Annotated in this window: 32 protein-coding genes and 1 pseudogene; 15 read left to right on the plus strand and 18 right to left on the minus strand. The window is 73.0% G+C overall.

The window, feature by feature from the left end; all coding sequences use genetic code 11:
* Positions 1–12: 12 nt before the first annotated feature.
* From JL106_RS15610 to JL106_RS15625, 4 genes are all read right to left on the minus strand, one after another.
* Positions 13–750 carry a uracil-DNA glycosylase gene (locus tag JL106_RS15610; RefSeq protein WP_328842532.1) on the minus strand — a complete coding sequence of 246 codons (738 nt, stop codon included), beginning with the start codon at positions 748–750 and terminating at the stop codon, positions 13–15.
* A complete protein-coding gene (locus JL106_RS15615; protein ID WP_205261654.1) occupies positions 747–1,328 on the minus strand; it encodes a YdeI/OmpD-associated family protein in 582 nt (193 codons plus the stop codon). Before JL106_RS15615 ends, JL106_RS15610 begins: the two co-directional genes overlap by 4 nt.
* 12 nt (positions 1,329–1,340) lie before the next feature.
* Positions 1,341–1,673, minus strand: a complete 333-nt coding sequence (locus JL106_RS15620) for an NIPSNAP family protein (RefSeq protein WP_205261655.1) — start codon at positions 1,671–1,673, stop codon at positions 1,341–1,343.
* Between the two features lie 95 nt (positions 1,674–1,768).
* On the minus strand, positions 1,769–2,695 hold the full coding sequence (locus tag JL106_RS15625; protein WP_205261656.1) for an EamA family transporter: 927 nt from the start codon (positions 2,693–2,695) through the stop codon (positions 1,769–1,771).
* 122 nt (positions 2,696–2,817) lie between these two features.
* Here JL106_RS15625 and JL106_RS15630 point away from each other — a divergent pair, with 122 nt between their 5' ends.
* From JL106_RS15630 to JL106_RS15645, 4 genes are read left to right on the plus strand one after another with little or no spacing between them, the layout of a single operon-like run.
* A complete protein-coding gene (locus JL106_RS15630) occupies positions 2,818–3,819 on the plus strand; it encodes a metal ABC transporter substrate-binding protein (RefSeq protein WP_205261657.1) in 1,002 nt (333 codons plus the stop codon).
* Entirely contained in the window at positions 3,803–4,642 is an 840-nt protein-coding gene (locus JL106_RS15635) for a metal ABC transporter ATP-binding protein (RefSeq protein WP_205261658.1), read from the plus strand. Before JL106_RS15630 ends, JL106_RS15635 begins: the two co-directional genes overlap by 17 nt.
* 41 nt (positions 4,643–4,683) lie before the next feature.
* The gene (locus JL106_RS15640; RefSeq protein WP_205261751.1) at positions 4,684–5,547 is read left to right on the plus strand and encodes a metal ABC transporter permease; all 864 of its coding nucleotides are present in this window, start codon (positions 4,684–4,686) and stop codon (positions 5,545–5,547) included.
* A 5-nt stretch (positions 5,548–5,552) separates the two neighbouring features.
* Positions 5,553–6,257, plus strand: coding sequence for a metal-dependent transcriptional regulator (locus tag JL106_RS15645; protein ID WP_328842534.1), 705 nt, complete (start codon positions 5,553–5,555; stop codon positions 6,255–6,257).
* Positions 6,258–6,266: 9 nt separating this feature from the next.
* Here JL106_RS15645 and JL106_RS15650 read toward each other — a convergent pair whose 3' ends face one another.
* Both JL106_RS15650 and JL106_RS15655 read right to left on the minus strand, forming a co-directional pair.
* The gene (locus JL106_RS15650; RefSeq protein WP_407940183.1) at positions 6,267–7,724 is read right to left on the minus strand and encodes an MFS transporter; all 1,458 of its coding nucleotides are present in this window, start codon (positions 7,722–7,724) and stop codon (positions 6,267–6,269) included.
* A gap of 313 nt (positions 7,725–8,037) precedes the next feature.
* The gene (locus tag JL106_RS15655) at positions 8,038–8,835 is read right to left on the minus strand and encodes an SDR family NAD(P)-dependent oxidoreductase (RefSeq protein ID WP_205261660.1); all 798 of its coding nucleotides are present in this window, start codon (positions 8,833–8,835) and stop codon (positions 8,038–8,040) included.
* A 273-nt stretch (positions 8,836–9,108) separates the two neighbouring features.
* Here JL106_RS15655 and JL106_RS15660 point away from each other — a divergent pair, with 273 nt between their 5' ends.
* The gene (locus JL106_RS15660) at positions 9,109–9,975 is read left to right on the plus strand and encodes an LLM class F420-dependent oxidoreductase (protein ID WP_205261661.1); all 867 of its coding nucleotides are present in this window, start codon (positions 9,109–9,111) and stop codon (positions 9,973–9,975) included.
* Positions 9,976–10,020: 45 nt separating this feature from the next.
* Here JL106_RS15660 and JL106_RS15665 read toward each other — a convergent pair whose 3' ends face one another.
* Entirely contained in the window at positions 10,021–10,281 is a 261-nt protein-coding gene (locus tag JL106_RS15665; protein WP_205261662.1) for a hypothetical protein, read from the minus strand.
* A 164-nt stretch (positions 10,282–10,445) separates the two neighbouring features.
* On the opposite strand from JL106_RS15665, the gene JL106_RS15670 reads away from it, so the two are divergent.
* A complete protein-coding gene (locus JL106_RS15670) occupies positions 10,446–11,456 on the plus strand; it encodes an alcohol dehydrogenase catalytic domain-containing protein (protein ID WP_205261663.1) in 1,011 nt (336 codons plus the stop codon).
* 15 nt (positions 11,457–11,471) lie between these two features.
* On the opposite strand, the gene JL106_RS15675 is transcribed toward JL106_RS15670, so the two are convergent.
* From JL106_RS15675 to JL106_RS15695, 7 genes and pseudogenes are all read right to left on the minus strand, one after another.
* On the minus strand, positions 11,472–11,708 hold the full coding sequence (locus JL106_RS15675) for a hypothetical protein (protein ID WP_205261664.1): 237 nt from the start codon (positions 11,706–11,708) through the stop codon (positions 11,472–11,474).
* Positions 11,709–11,782: 74 nt separating this feature from the next.
* Entirely contained in the window at positions 11,783–11,935 is a 153-nt protein-coding gene (locus JL106_RS15680) for a hypothetical protein (protein WP_205261665.1), read from the minus strand.
* Positions 11,932–12,594, minus strand: a complete 663-nt coding sequence (locus tag JL106_RS15685; RefSeq protein WP_205261666.1) for a DsbA family oxidoreductase — start codon at positions 12,592–12,594, stop codon at positions 11,932–11,934. Before JL106_RS15685 ends, JL106_RS15680 begins: the two co-directional genes overlap by 4 nt.
* Positions 12,595–12,638: 44 nt before the next feature.
* A pseudogene (locus JL106_RS22655) lies at positions 12,639–12,713 on the minus strand (DUF899 family protein); the annotation flags it as partial.
* Between the two features lie 423 nt (positions 12,714–13,136).
* The gene (locus JL106_RS15690) at positions 13,137–13,715 is read right to left on the minus strand and encodes a dihydrofolate reductase family protein (protein WP_205261667.1); all 579 of its coding nucleotides are present in this window, start codon (positions 13,713–13,715) and stop codon (positions 13,137–13,139) included.
* 203 nt (positions 13,716–13,918) lie between these two features.
* Positions 13,919–14,227 (minus strand): FitA-like ribbon-helix-helix domain-containing protein, encoded by a 309-nt coding sequence (locus JL106_RS22605; protein WP_407940180.1) that lies wholly within the window; start codon positions 14,225–14,227, stop codon positions 13,919–13,921.
* A 33-nt stretch (positions 14,228–14,260) separates the two neighbouring features.
* Positions 14,261–15,064: an alpha/beta fold hydrolase gene (locus JL106_RS15695; protein WP_205261668.1), complete on the minus strand. Its 804-nt coding sequence runs from the start codon at positions 15,062–15,064 to the stop codon at positions 14,261–14,263.
* On the opposite strand from JL106_RS15695, the gene JL106_RS15700 reads away from it, so the two are divergent.
* A complete protein-coding gene (locus JL106_RS15700; RefSeq protein ID WP_205261669.1) occupies positions 15,063–15,515 on the plus strand; it encodes a hypothetical protein in 453 nt (150 codons plus the stop codon). The two genes, JL106_RS15695 and JL106_RS15700, sit on opposite strands and share 2 nt — an antisense overlap.
* A gap of 3 nt (positions 15,516–15,518) precedes the next feature.
* Complete coding sequence (locus JL106_RS15705) at positions 15,519–15,794, plus strand: hypothetical protein (RefSeq protein ID WP_205261670.1); 276 nt, start codon at positions 15,519–15,521, stop codon at positions 15,792–15,794.
* On the opposite strand, the gene JL106_RS15710 is transcribed toward JL106_RS15705, so the two are convergent.
* On the minus strand, positions 15,781–16,935 hold the full coding sequence (locus JL106_RS15710; RefSeq protein WP_205261671.1) for a DSD1 family PLP-dependent enzyme: 1,155 nt from the start codon (positions 16,933–16,935) through the stop codon (positions 15,781–15,783). The two genes, JL106_RS15705 and JL106_RS15710, sit on opposite strands and share 14 nt — an antisense overlap.
* 409 nt (positions 16,936–17,344) lie before the next feature.
* Here JL106_RS15710 and JL106_RS15715 point away from each other — a divergent pair, with 409 nt between their 5' ends.
* From JL106_RS15715 to JL106_RS15740, 6 genes are all read left to right on the plus strand, one after another.
* Positions 17,345–18,841 carry an ABC transporter substrate-binding protein gene (locus tag JL106_RS15715; RefSeq protein WP_205261672.1) on the plus strand — a complete coding sequence of 499 codons (1,497 nt, stop codon included), beginning with the start codon at positions 17,345–17,347 and terminating at the stop codon, positions 18,839–18,841.
* Between the two features lie 80 nt (positions 18,842–18,921).
* Positions 18,922–19,878 carry an ABC transporter permease gene (locus JL106_RS15720; protein ID WP_268928241.1) on the plus strand — a complete coding sequence of 319 codons (957 nt, stop codon included), beginning with the start codon at positions 18,922–18,924 and terminating at the stop codon, positions 19,876–19,878.
* Positions 19,868–20,794 (plus strand): ABC transporter permease, encoded by a 927-nt coding sequence (locus tag JL106_RS15725; RefSeq protein WP_205261674.1) that lies wholly within the window; start codon positions 19,868–19,870, stop codon positions 20,792–20,794. The genes JL106_RS15720 and JL106_RS15725 overlap by 11 nt, the downstream gene beginning before the upstream one ends.
* Positions 20,795–20,850: 56 nt before the next feature.
* Positions 20,851–21,756: an ABC transporter ATP-binding protein gene (locus JL106_RS15730; protein WP_328842537.1), complete on the plus strand. Its 906-nt coding sequence runs from the start codon at positions 20,851–20,853 to the stop codon at positions 21,754–21,756.
* Positions 21,750–22,421, plus strand: a complete 672-nt coding sequence (locus tag JL106_RS15735) for an ABC transporter ATP-binding protein (protein WP_205261676.1) — start codon at positions 21,750–21,752, stop codon at positions 22,419–22,421. The genes JL106_RS15730 and JL106_RS15735 overlap by 7 nt, the downstream gene beginning before the upstream one ends.
* 23 nt (positions 22,422–22,444) lie before the next feature.
* Positions 22,445–22,783 (plus strand): ArsR/SmtB family transcription factor, encoded by a 339-nt coding sequence (locus JL106_RS15740; protein ID WP_205261677.1) that lies wholly within the window; start codon positions 22,445–22,447, stop codon positions 22,781–22,783.
* Here JL106_RS15740 and JL106_RS21720 read toward each other — a convergent pair whose 3' ends face one another.
* From JL106_RS21720 to JL106_RS15755, 3 genes are all read right to left on the minus strand, one after another.
* Positions 22,784–23,275 carry a MarR family winged helix-turn-helix transcriptional regulator gene (locus JL106_RS21720; RefSeq protein WP_205261678.1) on the minus strand — a complete coding sequence of 164 codons (492 nt, stop codon included), beginning with the start codon at positions 23,273–23,275 and terminating at the stop codon, positions 22,784–22,786.
* A gap of 409 nt (positions 23,276–23,684) precedes the next feature.
* Positions 23,685–24,836, minus strand: coding sequence for a GNAT family N-acetyltransferase (locus JL106_RS15750; RefSeq protein WP_205261679.1), 1,152 nt, complete (start codon positions 24,834–24,836; stop codon positions 23,685–23,687).
* Between the two features lie 76 nt (positions 24,837–24,912).
* A complete protein-coding gene (locus JL106_RS15755; RefSeq protein WP_205261680.1) occupies positions 24,913–25,779 on the minus strand; it encodes a class I SAM-dependent methyltransferase in 867 nt (288 codons plus the stop codon).
* Positions 25,780–25,827: 48 nt separating this feature from the next.
* Here JL106_RS15755 and JL106_RS15760 point away from each other — a divergent pair, with 48 nt between their 5' ends.
* On the plus strand, positions 25,828–26,397 hold the full coding sequence (locus JL106_RS15760) for a helix-turn-helix domain-containing protein (RefSeq protein WP_205261681.1): 570 nt from the start codon (positions 25,828–25,830) through the stop codon (positions 26,395–26,397).
* Positions 26,398–26,536: the final 139 nt, after the last annotated feature.

Genomic DNA, 26,536 nt, shown 5'->3' on the forward strand with positions numbered 1-26,536 from the left:
CGGCCCGGCGGCTCAGCCCGACAGCCCCGCCTCACGCCGGGCCTGCCCGAGCACGTCGTCCAGCATGGCCGGGGTGAGCCGTCCGGTGAAGGTGTTCTGCTGGCTGACGTGGTAGCTGCCCAGCACCACCAGCGACCGCCCGTCGGGATGCCGCAGCGGCACCCGGGCGCCGTGTCCGAACGCCGGCCGCGGTCGCGGCACCGACCAGCCCTGCTCGGTGAGCGTCGACAGCAGCGCCTGCCAGCCGAACGCGCCCAGCACCACGGCCACCCGCACCGTGCCGGCCAGCAACTGGAGTTCGCGGGCCAGCCACGGCGCGCAGGTGCGCCGCTCGGCCGGCGTCGGCCGGTTGTCCGGCGGCGCGCAATGCACCGGGGCGGTGACCCGCGCGTCGGTCATGGTCAGCCCGTCAGCGGCGTGCACGGAGGTCGGCTGGGACGCCAGCCCGGCCCGGTGCAGCGCCGCGAACAGCACGTCCCCGCTGCGGTCGCCGGTGAACATCCGGCCCGTGCGGTTGCCGCCGTGGGCCGCCGGGGCCAGCCCGACCAGCAGGATCCGGGCGGCCGGGTCGCCGAACCCCGGGACCGGCCGGCTCCAGTACTCCTGATCGGCGAACGCCGCCCGCTTCACCGCCCCGACGCTGGTCCGCCAGGTGACCAGCCGCGGGCAGGCCGCGCAGTCGGCGACCAGGGCGTCGAGGGTGGGCAGGTCCACGGCGGTCGCTGCCAGGGCGGGATCGGTCGCCGTCACGGCGCCGCCGGCGGACGGCCGTGGGCCAGCCCGGCCACGATCCGCTGCAACCGGGCGGCCCGGACGGCCGGGGTGGTCGCGGTCATCAGCTGGTGCAGCAGCAGGTACCGATCCTGGCCGGACAGCGCCTCGAAGCGTTCCCCCGCGTCCGGTCGCGCCGCCAGCGCCGCGATCAGGTCCTCCGGCACCTGCGCCGACGCCGGCCCGGCGTAGGCGCGGTCCCAGCGGCCGTCGGCCTTGGCCCGCTCGATCTCGGTGTGCCCGCGCGGCCGCATCCGGCCCTGCTCGATCAGGCCGGCGACGAACCCGACGTTGCGTTGCGACCACAGCGACCGCTTCCGACGGGGCGTGAACCGCTGCCGGTAGGTCTGGTCGTCCAGCCGCTTGGCCTGGCCGTCGATCCAGCCGCTGCACAACGCCTCCGGCAGCGCCTGCGCGTAGGTCAGCGAGGTGGGGACGGTGACGCCCTTCTTGGCCAGGGTCAGCCAGACGCCGTCCGAGTCGTCCTCGTGCCGGTTCAGCCAGGCCCGCCAGGCGGCGACGTCGGCCACGGTGAGCGGCTCCGGTTCGGTCGACACCCGGTCACCCTGTCACGCGGGCAACGCCGGCACCGGGGAGAAGCCCGTGGGCGAGAGGAACTTGTTCTCCGCGGCCAGCAGCAGCCCCTGCTCGCTGACCCCGTCGAAGTACTCGACCCAGGCCGGATCCCGATACAGCGCGTCCCGGCGGCGTTCCCGGTCGGCGTAGTCCTGGTAGGCCCACAGGTGCACCACCTGGAACAGCGGCCCGTCCTTGCTGCTGTACCAGCCCAGACAGGTGCCGAGGTACTGCTGCTGCAGGGCCCAGCCGTGGCGCTCGTAGAACGACAGGAAATCGTCCACCCGCCCCGGCTTGATCGTGTAGGTCCGCATCTCGACCAGCACCGTGTTCTCCTGTCCGCCCGGGACGCCGTCGTCGCCGCAGCGGCACCAGGGTGCCGGAGCGCCCCGGCAGCCGTCGCGCCGGGGTCGCGCCGGGGTCAGGTGGCGGCCAGCACCGGAGTGGACCCGTGCTCGCCGCGACGGACCAGCGCCACCCCGGCCACCACCAGCGCCGCCCCGACCAGCTGGACCGGCAGCGGTCGCTCACCCAGCAGCACCCAGGCCAGGGCCACCGCGAACAGGACCTCGGACAGGGCCAGGAACGACGCCGTCCGGTCCCCCAGCAGCCGTACCGACACCGCACTCAACCCGTAGGCCAGCGCGGTCGGTACCACGCCGACCACCAGCACCGGCAGCACCCAGGACACCGCGGTGCCGAGCAGCGTCACGTCGACCAGGGGTGCCCGCAGCGGCAGGATCCCGACCGCGGCGACGATCGCGATGATGACCAGACCCAGCGCCATGCCGGTGCCGGCCAACGCGACCGCCGGCAGCCGGGACGGCCGGGCGGTGAACAGGAAGTACGCGGCGTTGCCGATCGCAGCCCCGAAGGCGAGCAACAGGCCGATCGGGTCGAGCCGCAGATCACCGGCGAGATCGAGGACCAGGGCCAGCCCGACCGTGGCCACCACCGCCCCGAGGACAGTGGTGCGGCTCGGCGTGCGGCGGAAGCGCAGCCAGGTCCAGCCGAGCAGGAGCAGCGGGCCGGTGTACTCGACCAGCAGCGCCACCGCCACGGGCAGCCGAGTCAGCGAGGCGTAGTAGAGCGTCGCCGCGGCGGCCACCCCGAGCGCCCCGAAGCCGACGACGACCCGCCACTCGGCCAGGACCAGACGCCACCGGCCCCGCAGCGCGAGCGCGGTCGGGACCGTGAGCAGCAGCACGCCGAGCCCGAGCCGGGCCAGGATGGCCGCGCCGGGCGTCCACCCGGCGTCCAGCAGTGGCTTCACCACCGGCCCGCTGGTGGCGAAGGCCAGGGCGGCCACCAATCCGATGACCACGCCGCCCTGCGACCCGTTGCGCACCGCCACTCCCTCACCCGATCCCGACCCGGAGCCGCCCGACCCTACGACCTGTCGCCGACACCAGCCGTCCGTGTGACCCAGGTCCCCTTGGTCCAGCCGGGTGCTGCCCCTACCATTCGACGATGACCGACTTCGGAGCGCCGAACTCACGGGTGCGGCGCGTCGAACAGCGACTCGCGCTGATCACCCTGGCGCTGGTCGTGGCGGTGCTCACCGGCTGCGCCGCGCCCGCCCCGACGCCGGCCACCCGGGCCGACGGCACCCCCGTCCCGGTCGTGCTGACCACGTTCACCGTGCTGGCCGACATGGCCCGCGAGGTCGCCGGCGACCACCTGCAGGTCGAGTCGATCACCAAGGCCGGCGCCGAGATCCACGGCTACGAGGTCACCCCCGGGGACATCCGCCGGGCCGCCCACGCCTCGCTCATCCTGGACAACGGACTCGGTCTGGAGGCCTGGTTCGAGCGGTTCGTGGCCGAGCTGGACGTGCCGCACGTGGTGGTCAGCGACGGCATCACGCCCATCCCGATCGGCGAGGACGCGTACGCGGGCCGGATGAACCCGCACGCGTGGATGTCGCCGTTGAACGCGCAGATCTACGTGGACAACATCGCCCGCGCATTCGCCGAGCTCGACCCGCTGCACGCCGCCGACTACGCGGCGAACGCGGCCGCGTACCGGGCCGAGCTGCAGCAGGTGGCCGACAGCATGCTGGACCGGCTGGCCGCGTTGCCCCAGCACGAGCGGGCCCTGGTCACCTGCGAGGGCGCCTTCCCGTACCTGGCCCGGGACGCCGGGCTGACCGAGGCGTTCATCTGGGCGGTGAACGCCGACCGGCAGGGCTCCCCCGCCCAGATGGCCCGCACCACCGAGTTCGTCCGCGAGCGCCAGGTGCCCGCGGTGTTCTGCGAGTCCACCGTCTCGGCCGACTCGATGCTGGAGATCGCCCGCGACACCGGCGCCCGGTTCGGCGGCGTGCTGTACGTGGACTCGCTCTCCGCGGCCGAGGGCCCCGTCCCGACCTTCCTCGACCTGCTGCGTCACGACACCGACGTGATCGTCGCCGGCCTCACCGGCACACCCACCCCGACCCCGACCGGAGCCGACGATGCTGTTCAGGGCTGACGCCGGTCCGCGCCCGGCCGTAGGAGATCCTGGCGACACCGATCCACCGCCCGCCGTGTTGGTCGAGGACGTCACCGTCCACTACGGCGCCGTGCATGCCCTGGACCGGGCCAGCCTGACCCTGGCGCCCGGGCGGGTGTGCGGACTGGTCGGGATGAACGGCTCGGGCAAGTCGACGCTGTTCAAGACGGTGATGGGGCTGGTCCGGCCGGACTCGGGCCGGGTGGAGATCGACGGGCTGTCGCCCCAGCAGGCCCGCCGTCGCGGCGTGGTCGGCTACGTCCCGCAGAGCGAGGACGTCGACTGGGCGTTCCCGGTCTCGGTGCGCGACGTGGTCATGATGGGCCGGTACGGCCGGCAGAACCTGGTGCGACGGGCCACCGCGGCCGACCGGGCCGCGGTCGACGAGGCGCTGGAGCGGGTGGAGCTGACCGCGCTGGCCGACCGGCAGATCGGGGCCCTGTCCGGCGGGCAGCGCAAGCGGGCGTTCGTGGCCCGCGGCATCGCCCAGCAGGCCTCCGTACTGCTGCTCGACGAGCCGTTCGCCGGGGTGGACAAGCGCTCCGAGGCCACCATCAGCCGGCTGCTGCGCGAGTTGGCCGCCGATCCCGACGCGCCACGCACCGTCCTGGTCTCCACCCACGACCTGCACGGCCTGCCGCAGCTGTGCGACGAGGCGGTGCTGCTCATGCGGAAGGTGCTGATGCACGGACCGCCCGAGACGGTGCTGCGACCGGAGCCACTCGCGCTGGCCTTCGGACTCGACGTGCTCAGCGACCACCGCGGGCCCGACCCCGCCGACGACCGGGAGGACGGACGGTGACCGTCTGGGAGTGGTTGGCCGAACCGTGGAGCTACGACTTCATGATCCGGGCCACCGTGACGACCGTGGTCGCGGCCGCACTGTGCGCGTTGCTGAGCTGTTGGCTGGTGCTCATCGGCTGGTCGCTGATGGGTGACGCGGTGTCGCACGCGGTGCTCCCCGGCGTGGTGCTGGCCTACGTGGTCGGCGCGCCGTTCGCGCTGGGGGCGTTGATCTTCGGGCTGATCGCGGTGACGTTGATCGGGGCGGTGCGCAGCACCAGCCGGGTCAAGGAGGACGCGGCCATCGGCATCGTGTTCACCACCCTGTTCGCGCTCGGGCTGGTCCTCATCTCGGTCACCCCGAGCCAGACCGACCTGAACCACATCCTGTTCGGCAACCTGCTCGGCGTCGGCGACGAGGACGTGCTGCAGGTCCTCGTCCTGGCCGTGCTGGCCGGGGCGATCCTGCTAGTCAAGCGGCGTGACCTCACGCTGTTCGCGTTCGACCCCACCCACGCGCACGCGATCGGGCTGTCCCCGCGGCGACTGTCCGCGCTGTTGCTCGGCCTGCTCGCGCTCACCTCGGTGGTCGCCCTGCAGGCGGTCGGCGTCGTCCTGGTGGTGGCCATGCTGATCATCCCGGGCGCCACCGCCTACTTGCTCACCGACCGGTTCGGCCGGATGCTGCTCATCTCGCCGATCATCGCGGTGGCCTGCTCGGTCATCGGCATCGTGGCCAGCTTCTGGCTGGACGCGTCCTCCGGGGCCATGGTCGTGCTCACCCAGGGCATCGTCTACGCGCTGGTGCACCTGTTCGCGCCGCGCCGCGGGCTGATCAGCACCGCCTCGGCCCGGCGGCGCCGGACCCGGGCGACCGCGGCCGCCACAGCCGGGGTCGGGACGGCGACCCAGCCTCTACGCTGAGGGCCGTGCCCGATCGTTCCAGCCCGACCGTGCCGTCCCCGCAGACCACCGCCGCGCAGGACTACCTGAAGGTCATCTGGGGCCTGCAGGAGTGGAGCGACGAACCGGTCACCACCTCCGCGCTGGCCGCCAAGCTCGACCTCGCCGCCTCGACGGTGTCCGAGGGCGTGAAGAAGCTCGCCGCGCAGGGGTGGGTCACCCACCGCCGCTACGGATCCATTGAGCTCACTCCGACCGGGCGGCAGTACGCGGTGGCGTTCGTCCGCCGGCACCGGCTCATCGAGACGTTCCTGGCCGACGTCCTGGGCTACGCCTGGGATGAGGTCCACGAGGAGGCCGAAGCCCTCGAGCACGCCGTGAGCGACACCTTCATCGACCGGTTGTCGCAGCGGCTGGGGCATCCGTCCCACGACCCGCACGGTGATCCGATCCCACGGCCGGACGGCACCCTGGATCCCATGCCGGCGGCGACGCTCCGGACGGTCGAGCTCGGCCGCGCTGTGCGGGTGGTCCGGGTCTCCGACAGCAACCCCGACCTGCTCCGCTACCTGACCGATCTGGGCGTCGAGCTCGGCCTGCGCCTGCAGGTGCAGCAGCGGGAGACCTTCGCCGGCACCCTCACCGTGCTGCTGGACGGCGGCGACCCGCGGCCGGTGATCATGGGCCTGCCGGTCGCGGACGCGATCTTCGTGGTGCCAGAGACCGGCTGAGGGTGGCGCTCAGGCGGTGGTCGCGGGACGCCGGAGCGCGGGCCGCGGTTCCGGCCGCTCGTCCAGCACCGGCTGCCCGTCGGCGCTGGCCACCGGCTCCCGCTCGGACGCCCGCGGCACCAGCAGCGCCAGCGCAGTGCCGACCAGCGCGACGACCGCGCCGATGACGAAGGCGACGTGGAACGCTCCCGCGGTCGGCAGCTCGTCCCCGCCGACCGAACGGGACATGCCGGCGAGCAGCGCCCCGACCACCGCCGCGGCGGTGCTGGTGCCCAGCATCCGCATCAGCGAGTTCAGGCCGTTGGCCGCGGCCGTCTCCGACGACGGCACCGACCGCATGATGAGCGTCGGGATGGACGCGTAGCTGACGCCGATGCCCAGGCCCATGAGCAGGTTGACCACCGCGATGCTGGCCACGGTGATCGGCACCGCGAGCGCCACCACGTACCCGAGGGCCACGATGCCGCAGCCGACGGCCAGCACCAGCCGCGGCCCGAAGAGTTTGATGAGCCGCCCGGACACCGGCGACATCGCCATCATCACCAGCCCGGCGGGCATCAGGATGAAGCTGGCCGCCAGCAGCGACAGTTCCAGGCCCACGCCGCTGGACCTCGGCAGCTCCAGCAGCTGCGGGAAGGCGACCTGCCCGGCGAACAGCGCGAACCCGGACGCGATCGACGCGAGGTTGGTCATCAGCACCGGGCGGCGGGCCGCGACCCGCAGGTCGACCATCGGCTGGTCGCGGTGCAGCTGGTACCAACCCCACACCAGCAGCACGGCCAGGCCGCCGACGGCGCAGGCCAGCGTGCGGACCGACAGCACGCCCCACGGTTGTGCCTGGCTCACGGCGAGCAGCACCGCGGTGAGCCCGATGGCCAGGCCGACGGCACCGAGCGTGTCGAACTTCGCGGCCGTGGCCACCCGGGTGGACGGCACCGCGAGCGTGATGAGCACGAAGGTGATCACGCCCAGCGCGGCGGCCGCCCAGAACAGCACGTGCCAGTCTGCGTGCTCGCTGATCACCGCGCTGATCGGCAGCCCGATCGCCCCACCCACCCCGAGGGTGGCGCTGACCAGCGCGATCGCCCCGGGCAACCGGTCCTTGGACAGGTGGTCGCGCAGGATGGCGATGCCCAGGGCGATGGTGCCGAGCGCGGCACCCTGCAGGCCGCGGCCGACGATCAGCCAACCGAGTCCGGTGGACAGCGCGCAGATGACCGAGCCGACCACCTGGACGGCCAGCAGGGTCAGCAGCACCCGCCGCTTGCCGTACATGTCTCCGAGCCGGCCGGCCACCGGGTTGACCACGGCGGCCACCACCAGCGTCACCGTGATGACCCAGGCCGTGTGGTCGCGCGGGGCGTCGAGCAGATCGGGCAACTGGGCCTGGATCGGGACGACCAGCGTCTGCATGAACGAGGCGCCCATCCCGCACATGGCCAGCACGGCGACGGCGAACCGGCCCATCGTGACCGACGGAGTGACCGACGGAGTGGTGGGCGGGGTGATCGACGGAGTGGTGGGCGGGGTGTCCTGCTCGGTCTGCCGTCCGACGGTCACACCCGCACCCTTCAGTCGAGTCCTGCGGCCCCGACGAGGCCGATCCGCGCCGACCCGGCGGGGCGCCGACGTGTGTCCTTACTCAGACTAATTGCTTGCCCTCCACATCGATTCCCGAAGTGGCCTGGGTCATGTCCGGATCGCCCGGATGGTGGAACGCGGACGGCCGCCTTGCTCCGGGGAGCAGGACGGCCGTCGCGGTGCCGCAGTGCGACTCCGGTCAGCCGGTGAACTGCCCGCCGGCCGGGTGCAGCACCTGACCGGTCATGAACGACGACTCGGAGCTGGCCAGGAACAGGCAGGCCGCGGCCTGCTCGTCCGGCGTGCCGAGCCGACCCATCGGGGTGATCGACATGGCCGAGTCCATGGCCGGCTGGTTGTCCTCGATGCCGGCGATCATCGGAGTCGCGGTGTAGCCGGGGCCTACCGCGTTGACCCGGATGCCGGTGGTGGCCAGCTCCTTGGCCATCACCTTGGTCAGCATGATCACCGCCGCCTTGGAGGTGCAGTACGCGGCCGCACCGGCCAGCGGGATCTTCCCGGCGGTCGAGGCGATGGTGATGATCGAGCCGCCCTCGCCCTGGGCCAGCATCTGCCGCGCCGCGGCCCGGCAGGTCTGCATCACACCGGTGACGTTGATGTCGATGACCCGGGTGAACGACGCGGTGTCCAGGTTGTGCACGTAGGTGGCGTCGCCGCCGCGGGCCCGGATCTGGATGTTGCTGGCGCCCTGCACGCTGGCGATGCCGGCCGAGGCGACGCACACGTCGACCTTGCCGAACGTCTCCACTGCCGCGGCGATGAGGCCGTCGACCTGCGCCTCGTCGGTGGTGTCGGTACGGACGAAGATGGCCTTGCGGCCCTGCTCCTCGACGAGGCGGATGGTGTCGTCGCCGTCCTTGAGGTCGCCGATGACGATGTCGGCACCCTCCTTGGCGAACCGCACCGCGGTCGCCTGGCCGATGCCACTGGCACCGCCAGTGATCACCGCGATCTTGCCCGTCAGGTCTCCGGCCATGAAGTGCTCCTCCTCGAGCTCGTGGGGTGACCGCCCGGCCCACGGCCCGCCGCGCGACGACGCGCTGCGGAGTGCAGCGGCGCAGCGTCGCGCCGGCGGGTCGATCCGACCGACCCGGTGGTCGGGAGCGTACGGGGCGCCGGTAGCGTCCCGCCAGACGCGGCCGGCGACAGCGCCCGTCCGGCCCATCCGAGCCGTCGCGCGCCGCCACACCCCTGCGGGCTCGCGCCGTGTCCCTGATCAGCCCCAGAGTCGGGGCGAGGAGGAGCGAGCATGGAACTGGGCATCCACATCGCCGACTTCACCTGGTCCGGCGGCGACGCCGACCTGCGGCCGAAGCTGGCCCGGACCGTCCGGGACGTCGAGGCCGCGGGCATCAGCCGGATCACCGTCATGGACCACTTCTGGCAGCTCGGCCGCGATCTCGGCCCGTACGACCACGAGATGCTCGAGGCCTACACGGCGCTGGGCTACATCGCCGCGCACACCGAGACCGCGCTGCTGCACACGCTCGTCGCAGGCGTGATCTACCACGAGCCCGCGGTGCTGGCCAAGAAGATCGCCACCCTGGACGTGCTCTCCGGCGGCCGGGCCGTGCTCGGCATCGGCGCCGGCTGGAACGTCGACGAGTCCAAGGGCCTGGGCATCCCGTTCCCGTCGACCAAGGAACGGTTCGAGCGGCTCGAGGAGGCGCTGCAGATCTATGCGCAGATGTTCTCGGACAGCGAGGAGCCGTTCAGCGGCAAGCACTACCAGCTGGAACGGACGCTGAACTCGCCGCAGAGCCTGACCAGGCCCCGGCCGCCGATCATGATCGGCGGCGGCGGCGAGCGGAAGACGCTGCGGCTGGTGGCCCAGTACGCCGACATGTGCAACATCGCCGGCACGCCGGAGGCCGCCCGCAAGCTGGACGTGCTCAAGTCGCACTGCTCGGACGTCGGCCGGGACCACGACGCGATCGAGAAGACCACGATGATCTCGGTGAACCCCAGCACCACGAAGGAGTCGCTGACCCAGCAGCTGCTGGACCTGCGCGCCGTCGGCTTCACCGTCGCCTACGTGTACTTCACCGGCATCGACGACCCGGGTCGCGTGGTCGACCTGCTCGGCTCGGTGCTGCCGGACGTGCAGCAGGCCTGAGGTGCGGGGCTGACGGTCTCGCGCTCATTCGTGGGTCGGGGGCCGTCAGCCCTCCCGCACGTCCCGCAGGATCGACTGCTGCAGCTGCCGTTCGTACTGCTTGGGAAACGCGCGGTAGGTGATGTTGCCCGCGTAGGTGGCCAGACCCAGGACGAGGCGCGCCAGACCGTCGGGCTCCTCGGCCGCCTCGGCCAGCACGGTCTCGGTGGCGAGCCGGTCCTCGCGGATCGCCGCGAGGACGAGCCGGGCCACCCGCGCCCGGTCCAGGGCGGGCGATCCGGGATCCGGGGACGGCGGCACGGACATGACATCAACCCCCGGGGTCCGAGGCGGCACGAGCGGTTCCAGTATCGACTGCGGGGCGGCCGGATGTCCTCGTCCGGTGCCGTTCCGCCTGACATGGGTCGGAGCCCGCCTTCCGCTCGTTCCTCGCTCCGGCGACTCCTCCGCCAGCGTCGTAGGTTGAGCGGATGCATGCCGTCGAACTCGACTCCCCCGCCCCCATCGCCGACCACCCGCTGCACTGGCGGGAGACGGACACGCCGGAACCGGGTGCCGGGCAGGTGCTCATCCAGGTGGCCGGCTGCGGGGTGTGCCGCTCCAACCTGCACATGGTCGAGGGCGACTGGGTGGACGGCGGCGTGCCGGCCATCAGCCCGATCGTCCCGGGTCATGAGGTGACCGGCACCGTCGCCGCGCTCGGTGAGGGGGTCACCGACTTCGCGGTGGGTGACCCGGTCGGGGTCCAGCCGCTGTGGTGGACCTGCGAGGAGTGCGAGTTCTGCACCACGGGCCGCGAACAGCTGTGCCACCAGCGGCTCATCACCGGCGAGCACGTCGACGGCGGCTACGCCGAGTTCATGCTGGCCACTGCGGCCCACACCTACCGGGTGCCCGCCGGACTCGACCTGGTCGAGGCGGCGCCGCTGTTCTGCCCCGGTATCACCGCCTACGGCGCCGTGCAGCAGCTGGACCTGCGGCCGGGCATGCAGGTCGCGGTGTTCGGGCTCGGCGGGGTCGGCCACATGGCCCTGCAGTTCGCCCTGCTCACCGGGGCCGACGTCATCGGCGTGGCCCGCAGCGCCGACCACCTCCGCGTGGCCGAGGACCTCGGGGCCACCCGGGTGGTCGATGCCTCCGCCCAGGACCCGGGTGAGGTGCTGGCCGACTCGATGGACGCCGTGCTCACCTTCGCCCCGTCCGGCGCGGTGACCGCCCAGGCCCTGAAGACGCTGAAGTGGGGCGGCACCCTGGTCACGGCGGTGCCGTTCTCGGTGCAAGACCTGCCGTTCAACCAGGGCCAGACGATCAAGTGCTCGATCCTGGGCAACCGGGCGCAGATGCGCGAGGTGCTGGAGCTGGCCGCCCAGGGGAAGATCCGCACCGTCGTCGACCGCTTCCCCATGGAGCAGGCGCAGCCGGTGCTGGAGCGGCTGGCCGCCGGCTCGCTGCGGTCCCGGGCGGTGCTGGAGAACGCCTGACGTGCTGCGGCAGCGTCAGGCCGACGTCAGGCCCTTGATCAGGACCGCGACGCCGAACACGAGCATCACCCCGCCGACGATCCGCAGGTACTTGGCCGTCCACAGGAACCCGCTCGGCTCGCTGTCCTTGGCGACGCCTCGCCCCAGCTTGGTGCTGGCGCGTCGGTTCCATGCTGCCACCGGGCCGGCGAAGACCGTCAGGACCAGGCCCAGCACGAGCGCGGTCCCGCTGAAGGCCCACAGTTCCGCCATCGCTGGTTCCTCCGATCGACCGGGCCGCCGTTGGTCCGGTCAAGATCGGCAGTCTGACAGCCCAGTCCTGCGCGTCAGTCCTGCGCGTCCGACGGATCCGCCGGCCGGCCGGCGTCCGGCACCACGCACACTCCGTCGATGCACACCACGGAGTCGGCGTTCCCGATCATGGTGAATGCCGGCGCCGGGGCCGGCCGCTGATCGGCCTGCTCGGTCGGCTCACTCATGCCTGCACCCGCTCGTCGGCCACCTGCTGCAGCGCCTGGCGGAACACCTCGGGGTCCTGGGCGCCGGACACGCCGTACCGGCCGTCCAGCACGAAGAACGGCACGCCCTGGATGCCGTAGGCCCGGGCCCGGGCCAGGTCGGCGTCCACGTCGGCCACGTACGTGCCGTCCCGGAGCGCGGTGAGCACCTCGTCCCGGTCGAGGCCGGCCTCGGCAGCCAGGTCGGCGAGTTCCGCGGGGTCACCGATGCGACGTCCGTCGCAGAAGTAGGCGCGGTACAGGCGTTCCAGCACGGCGTCCTGCGCCCCGCGACCGGCCGCCAGGTGCAGCACCTGGTGGGCCAGCCGGGTGTTGGTGTGCTGCGCGTGCTCGAAGTGGTACTCCAGCCCCACGTCGGCGGCGATGCCGGTCACCTGGTCCAGCATCTGCTGGGCCTGCGCCGGGGCCACCCCACGCTTGCGCACGAAGTACTCCGCCACCGGCTGGTGGTCGCCGACCAGTGCGTCCGGCGTCAGCTCGTACGAATGAGCACGGACGCGGACAGGTCCCCCGCCGTCGGCCTGGAACGCGGCCAGCCCGGCCTCGAACTTCCGCTTGCCGATCCAGCACCACGGGCACACCACGTCGGTCCAGACATCGACCGTGATCGCTTCAGTCACGATCCGGAACAACCCGCTGCGCCCGCCGGATGTTCCGGCCCGGTTCAGTGATGCGCGCCGTGACGCCCCAGCGTCGTCACCGGTGTCGCTCCCGGCCGGGTCCACTGGGCCACCGGACGGCGAACCCGCGGCCCGCGCGGGGGACGTCGCCGGCTGGTCCGCGGTGCCGGTGCGGGTGTTCAGCAGTCATTGCTGCAACGAGTCCAGCTGCAACGAGTCCAGCCCGGTGACGAAGCAGGCCCGGGTCGGGCCACGGATGACGGGCCGGTGAGCAGCCTGCGGCGCCCGATGCCGGAAGGCTGGTGGTCAGGATCAGGCGGAATGTCGGGCGGTTCTCCTGGTGCAATGGTCGGAGTCCGGTCTCGCTCGTCCCTCGCTCGACCGACGCCTCCCCCTGCTGCTCTGCGATGGCATCCAGGTGCTCGCCGAGTCGATCGAGGCGGTCCTCCCACATCCAGCGGTACGGCTCCAACCACTGGGCCACCCCGACGAACGGCTCGGCCCGCAGCTGGTACCAGCGACCGTGGCATCGACCCGCACCGTCATGTGCCGGCGATCGGGTCCTCCAGCGGGCGCACCGCGTACACCAGCCGCGCGAACTGCCCGACCGCCGTTGCCGAGACCAGCCGCAGCCGGTCGGACTCGACTCGGCGCGGGAGCAGTGGTGCGCCCCCGGTCAGGGCGACCGGGGCGACCGAGACGGCGATCTCGTCCAGCGCGCCGATGTCGAGGAACTGGCCAGCCAGGTCGCCTCCACCGACGATCCAGATGTCCCGGTCACCGGCCACCTCCCGGATCGCGGGCAGCGCCTCGGTCACCGCCCCGGACACGAACCGGACGTCCGCCCCCGCGGGCACCGGGAGCCGGCGGGTGGTGAACACGAACACCGTCTTGTCACCGTGGAAGTCCCGCCACTTCTCGGGATGGGCGAGCAGGTCCTGGTCGTCCAGCACCCACTGGTAGGTGGTGGAGCCCTCGACCATCACCCCGGCGCCCGCGGGGAACAGGCCCTCGTCCGGTTGCTCGCCGTTGTCAACGGCGAACAGCCAGGCCAGTGAGTTGTGCTCGTCGGCGATCCATCCGTTCAGGCTGGTCGCGGTGTCGAAGAGGATGCGGCCCATGGTCGGGACGCTAGCGAGGACCAATGACAGCGCCGGGCAGTCGACGCCGATCCGCGGTCAGCAACGGTGCGTCCAGCGCTTCCGCCAGCACGACGGACGTGGCGTCGTCCGCACTGACCACATCCCGGAGCTGCCAGATGCGGGACGCCGACGGATCCGCCGGCCAACGCCGGCCCGGCAGATCTGTCAGATCGATCACGACCTCACCCGCCCGGGACGGTGTGATCCGACCTCCACGCGTCCATCCACGGAGCACCGAGATCGTCTCGACCACGGCCACGTGCGGCAGATGCAGGGCGCCCTCCGACTCGGCCATGCGCCGTGCTGCCTCGACGCTCGATCCGATCGGTCAGTTCGGCGAGGGTGGGTTGACGGGCCAGGCGGCTCAACTCGGTCAGCACGTACTCGGAGAGGCTCTGCCCGGCTGCAGCGGCCCGGTCCTTGAGCATCCGGCGGACGTCCTCCGGGACGTCGCGCACCGGCAACGTCGACATCGCCCCGCGTCGTCGCATCACCGTGCATGTCACCGGTGCGCGACCCCCCACTCAGAGCGCGCGGGCGAAATCCAGCAGCGCGCGGTTGAACGCGGCCGGTTGCTCGATGTTCGCGGCGTGCCCGTCGTCCGGGATGACGACGGACGATCCGCGGGCCGCCAGCGCTGCCGCCGCGGCGGCGTGGGACGGCGGCCAGAACTCGCTCTGGGCGCCGGCCACGAACAACACCGGCAACTCGGTCACTGCGATCACCGGCCGCCAGTCGGCCCTGGCGTGATCGTCCAGCAGGGCCAGCTCCCCCGGGGTGAGTCTCGGGTCGACGCCGCGCATGGCACTCAACAACCGGACCAACCGTCGACCGCGCCGCCACATCGGCGTGCCGTGCCCCGTGCGGGGGATGCTCGCGGCGAAGTACGTGTCGACGTTCGACTCGTCGTACCCGTAGAAGCCGTGCGACCAGTCGGCGGTGTTCAGCATCTTCGGGGTCTGGTCGACGATCACCACCCCGGTCAGCCGGTCGGCAGCGCACTGCGCCAGGAACGACCAGATGGTGTTGCCACCCATCGACCCGCCCACCACCAGGACGCCGCGCAGGTCCAGACCCTCCAACACGTCGCGGATGTCGCATCCGCGCCGGGCCATGTCCACGCCCGAGGCCGGTCGGTCGGCCTGACCGTGACCGCGGAGGTCGACGGCCAGCACCCGGTGGCCCGCGGCCACCAGCGGACCGATCTGGAACCGCCAGCTCGTCGCGGCGGCCTTGAACCCGGCCAGCAGCAGCACCGGCCGCCCGCCGGGGTCGCCGTGTTCGGCGTAGTGCAGACGGGTGCCATCATCGGCCGCGATCGAGGGCATGCGCCACCCTACGATCGCCCGGCCGTCGGCTAGGTTCGCCGACGTGCGAGCCGCCGCGTCGATCATCCTGCTGGTCCTGGCCGGGGGCGGCTGGTACGGCGGGGTCGCGCTGTTGACGGACCCGTCCGGTGCCGCGCTGGGCCTGCGGCGCGACATGCTGCCCGACTGGTTCCTCGCCGACTACCGCTGGGCCGGCCTGGTGTTGCTGCTGGCGTTCGGGGTGGGTGCACTGGTCGCAGCCGGACTGGTGCTGGGTCGGCGCCGGACAGGTTGGCCTGCGGTCATCGCGCTGGGAGCCGTGCTGCTCCTGTGGATGGCGATGCAGCTGGCGATGATCGGCCTGATCCTGCCGCCGATGCAGCTGACGTTCGTCGTGGTCGGCGTCGCGCTGCTCCTACTCGGTCTGCGCGGGACCGGGCGGGCCGTCGCACCGACGTCGAGACAGGTGTGAACGGTGACGTTCTCGCTCGCCGGACTGCTGGTGTCGCTGGCCGTCCTGACTCCGAACCTGCTCCTGGCGGTGGCGCCCCCTCGCGACCGGCCGACGGTCCTGCCGACCCTGCCCGGGCCGATCGTCGTCCTGGAACGGGTGGGTCAGGCCGGGTGCCTCGTCGCTCCCGCGCTCACCGGCCAGCCCGCCAGGGCCGACGCCCGGCTGGTCCTGGTCGTTCTGCTCGTCGCCGGGCACCTGCCCACCGCGAGGCGCATCGCCCGGATCACCAACCGTTGATGCGCGGCCAGGTCGTCTCGATCGCGGCGGGCCTGTCACCGACCGCGGCGTCCCCCGCGATGACCGCGTACTGCTGGTACTGCGAAGCGGTGGCGCAGGCGTGGTTGGGCAGCACCCGGAGCCGGGTGCCGATCGGCAGCTCGGGCAGCGGGGTGCCGGATCCCGGGCGCATCGACAGCACGCCGTGCTCCTGACTGGCACCGGTCATGATCAGGTCGCCCAACACCCGGCCGGACAGGTCGAGCACCACCCCGTAGCCCTGGTCGACCGGCTGGGCCGCTGTCCCCCGGTCCCGGGACATCGCCATCCAGCCGCCGTCGGTGAGGATCCAGCCGCGGTCCGGTCGGTGCCCGATGACGGTGACGACCACCGACAGGGCCAGGTCGTCCAGCTCGCACACCCCGATCCCGGCCATGACCAGGTCCAGGAAGACGAAGTTGCCGGCCCGCACCTCGGTCACCCCGTCCAGCACCGCGACGGCGTGCGCGGTCGGCGTCGAGCCGACACTGACCACCGGGCAGGCCATCCCGACATCACGCAGGATCCGCGCAGCCTGCACCACGGTGGCGCGTTCGTCCTCGGCGTCCCGTTGCCGGTCAACGCCGGTGGTCGAGAAGTAGGACTCGCCGGCATGGTCCAGCACGCCGCGCAGCTCGGCACCGCCGTCGTGCAGCAGGCGCCCGATGGTGAGGACCTGCGGATCGTCCGGCGCGATCCCGGCCCGATGCCCGTCACAGTCGATCTCGATGAGCGCCGGGATCCGGATCCCTCCCGCGCGGGACGCGGTCGCGACGGCCTCGGCCTGCGCGACGCTGTCCAGCAGGACCGCCAGGTCGACCCCGCGACGGTGCAGCGCGACGACCCGGTCCAGCTTGGCGGGAGCGATGCCGACCGCGTACAGCACATCGGTGTATCCGGCGTCGGCGAAGTACTCGGCCTCGGCCAGGGTCGAGACGGTGATCGGCTCCGGCCCGTGCCGGTGCACCCGGGCCGCCACGTCCAGCGACTTGGCCGTCTTGACGTGCAGCCGCAGCGGCACCCCGAGCCGGCGCAGGTGCCCCTGCAGCCGGTCGACGTTGCGGTCCAACCGGTTCCGGTCGACGACGGCGAACGGGGTGTCCGGGTCGAGCAGGCTGGTCATCGCGTCCTCTCCGCCGGGCGCCGGCACCGGGCGAGGCGGCGGCACCGCCGATCCTGGCACGGCGCGAGGCGGCCGGGCCGGAGCGATCAGCAACGGCGGCAGGAGTCCGCAGGTGCACGCGGTCCACGCGCGGACGCACCGGCCGCCCCGACCCCGGTTGGAGGGACATCGGATCATGTGGTCCGATGTGTGGGTGCAGCCACCGCTCGGGACACTCGACCCGTCGCCCGTCCCCCGTCCCCTCGGTCGTGTCCGGGGCCGCGGTCCCGGCTCACCCGCTCGGCGGCGGCTCGTCGCGCTGGCCGCGGCGGGCCTGCTCGCCGCCGGATGCTCGAATCCCGACGCCCGTGACACGGCGGTCACCACGGGGACCGGGAGCGCCGCGACGGGCGCCGCCAGCACCTCCCTGGTGCTGTCCGACGGGTACGACACCGCGACGTGGAACCCGCTGAACGGTGACTCGGACTACACCTCGAAGGTCTACGACGGGCTGCTGCGCATCGAGGCCGGCACCGGCGGCGAGCCGACGTTCGTCCCGAACCTGGCGGCGGCGATGCCGGTCTCCAACGCCGACGCCACCGAGTGGACGGTGACGCTGCGGGACGACGTCACCTTCCAGGACGGCTCGCCGCTCACCGCTGCGGACGTGGCGGCCACGTACGACACCGCGATCGACCCGGCCGCTGCGGCACCGGTGGCCTCCATGTACGACATGCTCGACGACGCCGAGGCGACCGACGAACGCACGGTGGTGTTCTCCCTCACCGAGCCGTACGCCGCCTTCCCGTCGAAGCTGCTGATGGGCATCGCCCCGGCCTCCGCCCTGGACCCGGTGGTCCCGGTGGAGGAGTCGCCGCTGAACACCGCACCGATCGGCACCGGGCCCTACCGGCTGGTCTCGACCGGGCCGGAGCGCACCGTGCTGCAGGCGTACGACGGATACTGGGGCGGCCCCGTCCCGATCACCGACCTGACCATCGTCAGCGTGCCGGACGACAACACCCGGGTGCAGCGGATGCTCGCGGGCGACTTCGACGGCACCGTGGTGCCGCCGCAGCTGGCCGAGGCGTTCGAGGGGAACGAGTTCGACGTGGTGGCCAACCCGTCCGCCGACTGGCGCTCGGTGGTGCTGCCGATGCGCGACCCGGTGGCCGGCGACCCGGCCGTGCGGCAGGCGTTGAACCGCGCCGTCGATCGCGACGCGATCGTGCAGACCGTGCTCGCCGGCTACGGCACCGCGGCGTCCACGCCGTTCTCGCCGGTCTTCGCCACCTTCTACGACCAGGCGGCGGAGTTCTCCTTCGATCCGGACGAGGCCCGCCGCATCCTGGACGAGGCCGGCTGGGTGGTCGGCACCGACGGCATCCGGGTCAAGGACGGCCGACGGGCCGAGTTCACGCTGATGTACTACGCCCCGGAGACCCTGCGCCGCGACCTGGCCACCGCCTTCGCCGGATCCGCCCTCGACATCGGCATCTCGGTCCGACTGGACGGCATCGGCTCCTGGGACGACATCGCCCCGCGCCTGGGCACCGACGCGGCCGTGTGGGGCGGCGGCGACACCCCGTACGACCCGGACAGCAACCTCTACCGGATGCTCTCCTCCACCTTCGACGAGGCCGGTTCGTTCGACAATCCCGGCCAGTACGCCGATCCCGCCGTCGACGGCTTGCTGGAGCAGGGTCGCACCACGCTTGATCCGGCCGCCCGAGCCGAGGCCTACCAGCAGCTGCAGCGGCAGTACCTGCAGGACCCGGCCTTCGTCGTCATGGCCTTCATCGACCACGTGTACGTGATGCGCACCGACACCGGCTGGACCGGCTGGACGCCCGTGCTCGAGCCGCACGCCCACGGCGTCGTGTCCTGGGGTCCCTGGTGGAACCTCACGGAGTGGACGCCGGCGTGATCCGGCGGGGCGCCGCGGCGTCCTCGGGGTTGGAGCCGTCCGCGACCGGCCGCCGGGGCCGGTGGGCCGCGGCCGCCCGGATGGCGCTGCGCCGGGTGCTGTTCGTCGTCCCGGTCACCGTTCTGGTCTCCATGGCGGTGTTCGCCCTCGCCGCGGCATCGCCGTACGACCCGCTGGCCGGGTACCTGGGCGACCGCTACCTCACCGTGGGCGCCGATCAGGCTGCGGTCCTGCGCGAACAGCTGGGACTGGACCGGCCGTGGATCGTCTGGTGGTGGGACTGGGTCGTCGCCGCGGTGCAGGGCGACCTCGGTACCTCGCACCTGTACGGCCAACCGGTCACCGCGGTGATCGGGCAGCGACTGCCGTGGACGCTGCTGCTGGCCGGCACCGCCCTGGTGCTGGCCGTGCTCGTCTCGCTGCTGGTCGGGGTGCGCTCGGCCGCCCGCCCCGGTGGGCTGCTGGACCGCACCGTGGTGCCGCTGGCCTACGTGCTGCAGGGCATCCCCGCCTTCGTGCTCGGACTGGGCGCGATCCTGCTGTTCGCACTGACCTGGTCGGTGCTGCCCGCCGCCGGGGCGACCGATCCGACCGCCGCCGTGGGTGTCGGTCAGGTCGCGGAGCACCTCGTGCTGCCGGCCGGCGTACTGGCCCTGTCGCAACTGCCGTGGCTGCTGCTGCACGTACGGCAGTCGATGCTCGATGCCCTGTCGGCGGACCACGTGCGCACGGCGCGGGCCCGCGGCCTGCCGGACGCCGTGGTGATCCGGCGGCACGCGCTGCCCGGGGCGCTGCTGCCGTTCCTGTCGGTGATCGGGGTGCGGCTGCCGGAACTGGTGGTCGGGGCCACCATCGTCGAAGTCGTGTTCTCCTGGCCGGGGATCGCGGCGGCGACCGTGTCCTCGGCCCGGGCCATGGATTTCGCGTTGCTGGCCGCGTTGACCACCGCCACCACCCTGCTGGTGCTGCTGGGCAACCTGCTCGCCGACGTCGCCTACACCGTCGCCGATCCGCGGGTGAGCGCCGATGACCAGTGAGCTGACCGCCGTCCCGCGAGCGATCGACCGGTCGCGGTGGCGGGCTCCGGTGACCTGGCGGCCGGCCCGGGTGCCCGGCGGTCGGCGGCGCTGGGTGCTGCCGCTGTGCGTCGGGGTCCTGGTGGTGCTGGTGCTGTTCGCCGTGGTGGTGCCCTGGGTGGCCGGCATCGATCCGCGTCAGACGGCCCTGGCCGACGCCAACCAGGCGCCGTCCTGGGACCACTGGTTCGGCACCGACCAGGCTGGACGGGATCTCGTCGTCCGGGTGGCCGAGGGCCTGCGGGTCTCGCTGCTCGTCGCCGCCGTGTGCGCGGTGGTGGCCACCGTGCTGGGTTGCGTGGTCGGGTTGACCGCGGCCGTGGTCGGCGGTCGGACCGACCGGGTCCTCATGCGCACCGTCGACGGACTGAACGCGGTGCCGCACCTGTTGCTGGGCATCGTGATCGCAGCGATGTGGAAGGGCGCGATCCTGGCCGTCATCGCGTCGATCGCCCTCACCCACTGGACCCAGGTGGCCCGCATCGTCCGGGCCCAGGCCCTGACCGTGCGCACCCGCGACTACGTGCTGGCCACGGTGTCGCTCGGCGGCTCCCGCCGGCAGGTGTTGGTGCGGCACCTGCTGCCCGCGGTCGCGCCGCAGGCCCTGCTGTCGGTGGCGTTGCTGCTGCCGCACGCGGTCTGGCACGAGTCGGCGCTGTCCTTCCTGGGCGTCGGATTGCCGCCGGACCGCCCCAGCCTGGGCACGCTGCTCGAGGACGCCAGGACCCGGATCCTGGTCGGGCAGTGGTGGACGTTGGTCTTCCCGTCGCTGGCCCTCATCGCGACGACGGCGGCGGTGGCCGGACTGTCGGCCGCGGCGCGGGACCGGCTGCTGCCGCACCGGCGCACCGAGGTCGGCGTGGGCGGTGCGGCGTGACGGCCGCTGGAGCCGTACCGGGGGCGCCGCCGGTCCTGTCGATCCGGGGGTTGAGCGTGCAGCTGGGCCTGCTGGACGGGCGCTGGGTGCATGCCGTGTCCGACCTGGACATGGACCTGCCGGCCGGCACGGTGACCCTGCTGGCCGGGGAGTCCGGCTGCGGCAAGTCGGTGCTGGCCTCGGCCTTGATCGGGCTGCTGCCGCCCACCGCGCGGGTGCGCGGGCAGGTCGGGCTGGACGGCCCGGATCCGCTGGACCTGCTGGCGGCCGACGACGACGTGCTGGCCACCCGGGTGCGAGGCCGGCGGGTCGGGCTGGTGCCCCAGTCGGCCGGGACCGCGCTCACTCCGACCCGCACGGTGGGGGCGCTGCTGAGCGAGGCGGTCACCACCCTGGGTGGGGCGGTGCCGGCTGCGGACCTGTTGCGCGAGGTGTGGCTGGATCCGGACGGGGTGGCCGACCTGTACCCGCACCAGCTCTCCGGCGGCATGGCGCACCGGGTGCTGCTGGCCCTGGCCCTGGCCGGTCAGCCGGACGTGCTGCTGTGCGACGAGCCGACCGCCGGGCTGGACCCGGAGAACGCCGCGCACGTCGCCGGGCTGCTGGCCGCGCAGGCCCGCACCGGGCGGGCGGTGCTGCTCATCTCGCACGACATCGCCGCCTGCGCACCGGTGGCCGACCGGGTCGCGGTGATGGTCAGCTCCCGGGTGGTCGAGGTCGGTCCCGCGACCGATGTGCTGGACCGGCCGTGGCACGACTACCCGCAGGCACTGTGGAACTCGTTGCCGGAACGCGGCTTCCGCCCCGTGCCCGGCGACCCGCCACCGCTGACCGACCTGCCCGACGACTGCGCGTGGCACCGGCGGGCGGGCGGCGCGTGCAGCGGGGTCCTGACGTTGGAACCCGTCGCCCCCGACCACTGGGTGAGCTGCGGGCGCGGTCCGGTCGGTGTCGGATGCTGACCGCGACCGGCGTGGTGGCTGGGTACGGCGAGCACACGGTGCTGCGGTCGGTCGACCTGACGGTCACACCGGGCCGGATCACCGGACTGCAGGGCCCGTCCGGCAGCGGCAAGTCGACCCTGGCCCGGGTGGTCGCCCTGCTGCACCCCCGGACCGCCGGGACGGTCACCGTCGACGGACGGTCGGTGACCGGGTCGGGCTACCTGGCGCCGGCCGAGCTGCGACGGCGCATCGGCATGGTGTTCCAGTCCCCGCGCGCCGCGACCGATCCGCGCTGGACGCTCCGGCAGGTGATCGCGGAGCCGCTGGGTGCCGCCCGGCGCTCGGCGACCCGGCAGCGGGTGGCCGAGCTGGCCGAGCAGTTCCAGCTCACCGACGACCTGCTCGACCGGTACCCGCACCAGGTCTCCGACGGGCAGTTGCAACGCGCCTGCCTGGCCCGCGCGGTGGCGCTGCGGCCGGCCTACCTGGTTTGCGACGAGGCCACCGCGATGCTCGATCCGTCCACCACCGCGACCATCGCCCAGCTCGTGCGCGGTCTGGCCGACGCCGGCACCGGCGTGCTGGCCGTGTCGCACGACCGCGCCCTGCTCACGGCCTGGGCCGACCACGTCCTGGACCTGCACGATCTGCACGCCGATGCGCGGACTTCATGGGAGTCCTGATGGCGCGATGAGAGACTGACGGCATGGAGCAAGGGACCCCGGCCGACCCGGAGCCCGTGGGCACCAGCCGTCCGGACCAGGTCGAACGCTGGGCCGACGCGTTCAGGACGATGGCCGACATCAACCGGCTGAAGATCCTGCTGGCCGTCCACCACTCCCCCGGCATCAACGTCACCGACCTGGCCGCCACCGTCGGGATGTCCGCCAACGCCACCTCGCACGCCCTGCGCGCCCTGCGCGACCAGGGCATCATCCGCACCGAACGCGCCGGGCGGGAACGCCGCTGCCGCCTGGTCGACGAACAGGTGCACGGGCTGCTCCACGGTGTCGGAGCCACCCACGCCGAGCAGGCCACCGGCTGATCAGCCGGTGCGCAGGCCGGGCCAGCCGTCCGGGTCGACGGCCTGCTGGATGTGGGTGCCGATCTCGCGGAGCTGGTGCACCTGCTCCGGGCTGAGCGGGTCGAAGACGGCGCGGCGCACGGTTGCCACGTGCCCGGGCGCGGTCGCCTGCACCTTGTGCCAGCCGGCCTGGGTGAGCGTGGCCAGGGTGGACCGGCCGTCGGTGGGGTCCGGCCGGCGGACCATCCAGCCGCGACGCTCCAGCCGGCGGGCCACGTGGGACAGGCGGGACGGCGAGCCATGGGTGAGCGCGGCCAGCTGACTCATCCGGCAGGTGCGGTCCTGCGACATGGAGAGCCAGGCCAGCACCTGATACTCGAAGTGGCTGATCCCGGCCTCGCGCTGCAGCTGCGTGTCCAGGGTGGACGACAGCGTGATGAGCACCCCCACCAGGGCCAGCCAGGCCTGGCTCTCCTCGTCGGAGAGCCACTGCGGCGGCGCCGGCGTGCTCACGACTCCACGGTAGCCGCGTTCCGGCCGAACGATCCGTCCTTCGTTGGACGCGTCAGATGAACGGTGTGCCGCCTGGTCGAAGTCTCGACCACCCGACGGGTCGAGGTCCACCCATGCCATCCCCGTTCTCCCCCGCCGCGCCCGGCGCGGCCTTCGACGCCTTCCTGCGGGTCGACGCCCCGACGGCCCGCGCGCGCCGCGCCTGGACCCCCGCGGACGGGCCGATGCCGGCGCGGTACCTGCGTCATGGCGCCCATGGTGTTCGACGCCGCCAGGGCGGGGACAGCCGCCCCGTTGCGCAGTGCGCCCGCCCGCCGCCACCGCGAACCGGCGATCGTGAGGTACCGGAGCCAGGTGGTCAGCCGTTGCGAACGCTCGACCGTCCGACGGGAACGCCAGCGTGGAACGTTCATTTCCGTCGTTCCATCACCTCAGCACGGTGCGCGCGCCGGGCGGCCACGAACGAGGTGACGGTGCCGCGTGCGGTCGCCGCGACCGAGAGCATCCGGGACCGCCGGCGGGGGCCGATGATGCCGAACTCCGGAGTGAGGTCGACCCGGTCGGTCCAGCGCAGCTTGGCCTGGTTGGGGCCGGCCGACAGGCACAGCTGCCGATGCCCCGCCTGCTGGGCGTCGGCGACGGCCAGCGACTGCAGGTAGGTGATGGCCGAGTAGGGCCACGCGGCATCGGTGGCGCCGGAGACCGAGCTGTAGGTCGCGGTCGAGGTGTGCAGCATCAGCTGGCCGGCCACCACCTCGTCGGCGATGAGCAGCTCGTACACGCTCACCGCGCCGCGGCGGGACATCCGGGTGACCACCTCCCGCAGGTAGCGCTGCACCCGGTCGTCGGCGAGCACGTTGGCGTGCACCGGCCGGCCGTCCTGCACGTCGGCCCGACTGCCGTGCAGCCGGACGAGCCGGTCGAACGCCGCGCCGATCTCGTCCTCGTCGAGGACCCGCCGGGTCGACCACCCGTCCGTGCCGAGGTCGCGGGTCAGCCGGTTGCGGGCCCGCCGGAACGACTCCTTGAGATTCCGCCGCCCGGAGTAGATGTCATGCCCCCCGGCCAGGTCCAGGGTGACGGTGGCGATGGTCCGGCGCGGCACCACGGTGAACTCCCAGTTCGGCAGCCACTCCGGCTCCAGCCACGGCGCCGCCGACCCGAAGATCACCGAGGACCAGTCCCAGTCGTCGGGGCGGGCACACAGCTCGGCGACCACCGCCCGCGCCACGGCCCGGCCCCGGGCCGGATCCGCCGTCATCGCCGGCAGCTCGTACGGCCCGATCCAGGGACTGCCGGTGCCGACCGGTTGCAGGACGTCGATCACGCGGGCCGCCGACTGCCGGTACAGCGGCAGCACGCCGACGAGGCGGTCGCCGTACCGGACGCTCAGCACGAACGGCGCTCGACGGTCGTCGGCGAAGTGCTCCAGCCAGGTGACCGCCCAGTCCGGGCCGGAGAACGGGTTCACGTCCCCAGCGTCGTCGTGCAGCACCTGCCACTCGCTCGCGAGGTCCGCGACCGACTCGACCGTCTGATGGACACGGACCTGGGGTTCCACGACGCTCCGACCGTACCGTTCGGCTCACATTGGCCTACGCATCGTAGTCATCGCGATGGATCCAGCGGAGCTGAGGTCAGGGGCGGCGTGCCGCCCACAGCGTGCGTCCGCCGCGGACCCACAGCTCGCCCAGCGCTCCCACCCGGCCGGACCCGTCCCCGGTGAGCGCCCGGAGCGTCGCCCGGTCGGTCTCCTCCAGCGCGTCGCCGGCCACCCGGGCGACCCGGGTCAGTTCCAGACGCGCCCACTCGCCGGCCGGCCCGTCGGCCGGCAGGGTCCGGTCGATCCGCAGCGGTCGCGTCTGCAGCAGCTCGAAGCCGGTGGCCCGGATGAGTGGCGCCCAGTCGATCCGGTGCTCGGCCGTCCCGGCGGCCCCGGCCGCGCGGATCCGTTGCTCGAACTCGGCGAACGCGACCGGCAGCAGCCGGGGCAGGCCGTCCATCTCGACGACGACCAGCAGGCCGCCCGGACGGAGTGCCGCGAGGAGGCCGCGGAACGCCGTGACCGGGTCGCCGACCTCGTGCAGCGCCGCCGACGACCAGATCACGTCCACATCGGCCGGCAGCGGGCCGTCGACGATGTCTGCGCGGACCGTGCGGACCCGGCCGGTGAGTCCGGCCGCCGCGGTGCGGGCCGTCACCCGCTCCAGCATGGCCGGGTCGGCATCCAGGGCAACGACATCCGCGGCCGGGAAGTGCCGGGCCAGCACGACGGTGCCGGTGCCGGTGCCCGCGCCGACGTCGAGCACCCGGGCGACGGGTCGGTCGCCCGCGGCCCCGCCAGCGAGGTCGGCGGTCAGGCCGACGGCCTGCTCGAGCAGGTCGGCGTGGACCTCGGCGTCCAGGTCGAGCAGGCGCGGCAGGAAGGTCGGGTCGCCGCCGTGGTGGTGGGCCGAGTGGTCGTGAGCGGCGGCATGGCGGTGGGCGTGGTGATGATGGGGCACGCCTCGAACCGTACGGCGGCCTTGCGGCTGTGTCATACAGTCTTGCGCATGCAGCAAGATGCGGATCTGGACCGACTCGTCCGGCAGCGGATCCGGGCGCTGCGCACGGCGCGCGGCTGGTCGCTCGACGCGCTGGCCGAGCGCACCCACCTGAGCCCGTCGAACCTGAGCCGGCTGGAGACCGGGGGCCGGCGCATCGCGCTCGACCAACTGGTGCCGATCGCCCGGGCGCTGGACACCACCGTCGACCACTTGCTCGAGTCGGGCGACGACGAGGACGTCGTCATCCGGCCCACCCACGACGCGGCCCGCGGCACCACCAGCTGGACGCTGGCACACGACCGCGCCCCGAACGGGCTGACCGTGGCCAAGATCCGGTTGACCGAACCGGCTCCGGCCCTGGACCGGGCCGGGGTGCATCCCGGGCGGGACTGGTTCACCGTGCTCTCCGGCGTGGCCGAGCTGCGGCTCGGCGATCGACTGCTGCTCGTCCCGACCGGTTCGGCCGCTGAGTTCTCCACCATGACGCCCCACGCGCTGGGCGCCCACGGCGGCACCCCGGCCGAGGTGCTGGTCATCCTGTCCCAGGACGGCCGGTCCGCCCATCTGCCGCGGTGACCGCCTCGACGCCGAGGAGGTCGGTGTGACAGGACGCCTCGAAGGTGGTGCCCTCGGCGGCCCGCAGCGGGTCATCGCTTCGACCCGGCGCAGGATCTCCTGGCCGTGGGAGCGCTCGGCGGCCGAGCGGTGATCAGCA

Source organism: Nakamurella leprariae (assembly GCF_016918035.1).
In the GTDB taxonomy this organism is placed as follows: domain Bacteria; phylum Actinomycetota; class Actinomycetes; order Mycobacteriales; family Nakamurellaceae; genus Nakamurella; species Nakamurella leprariae.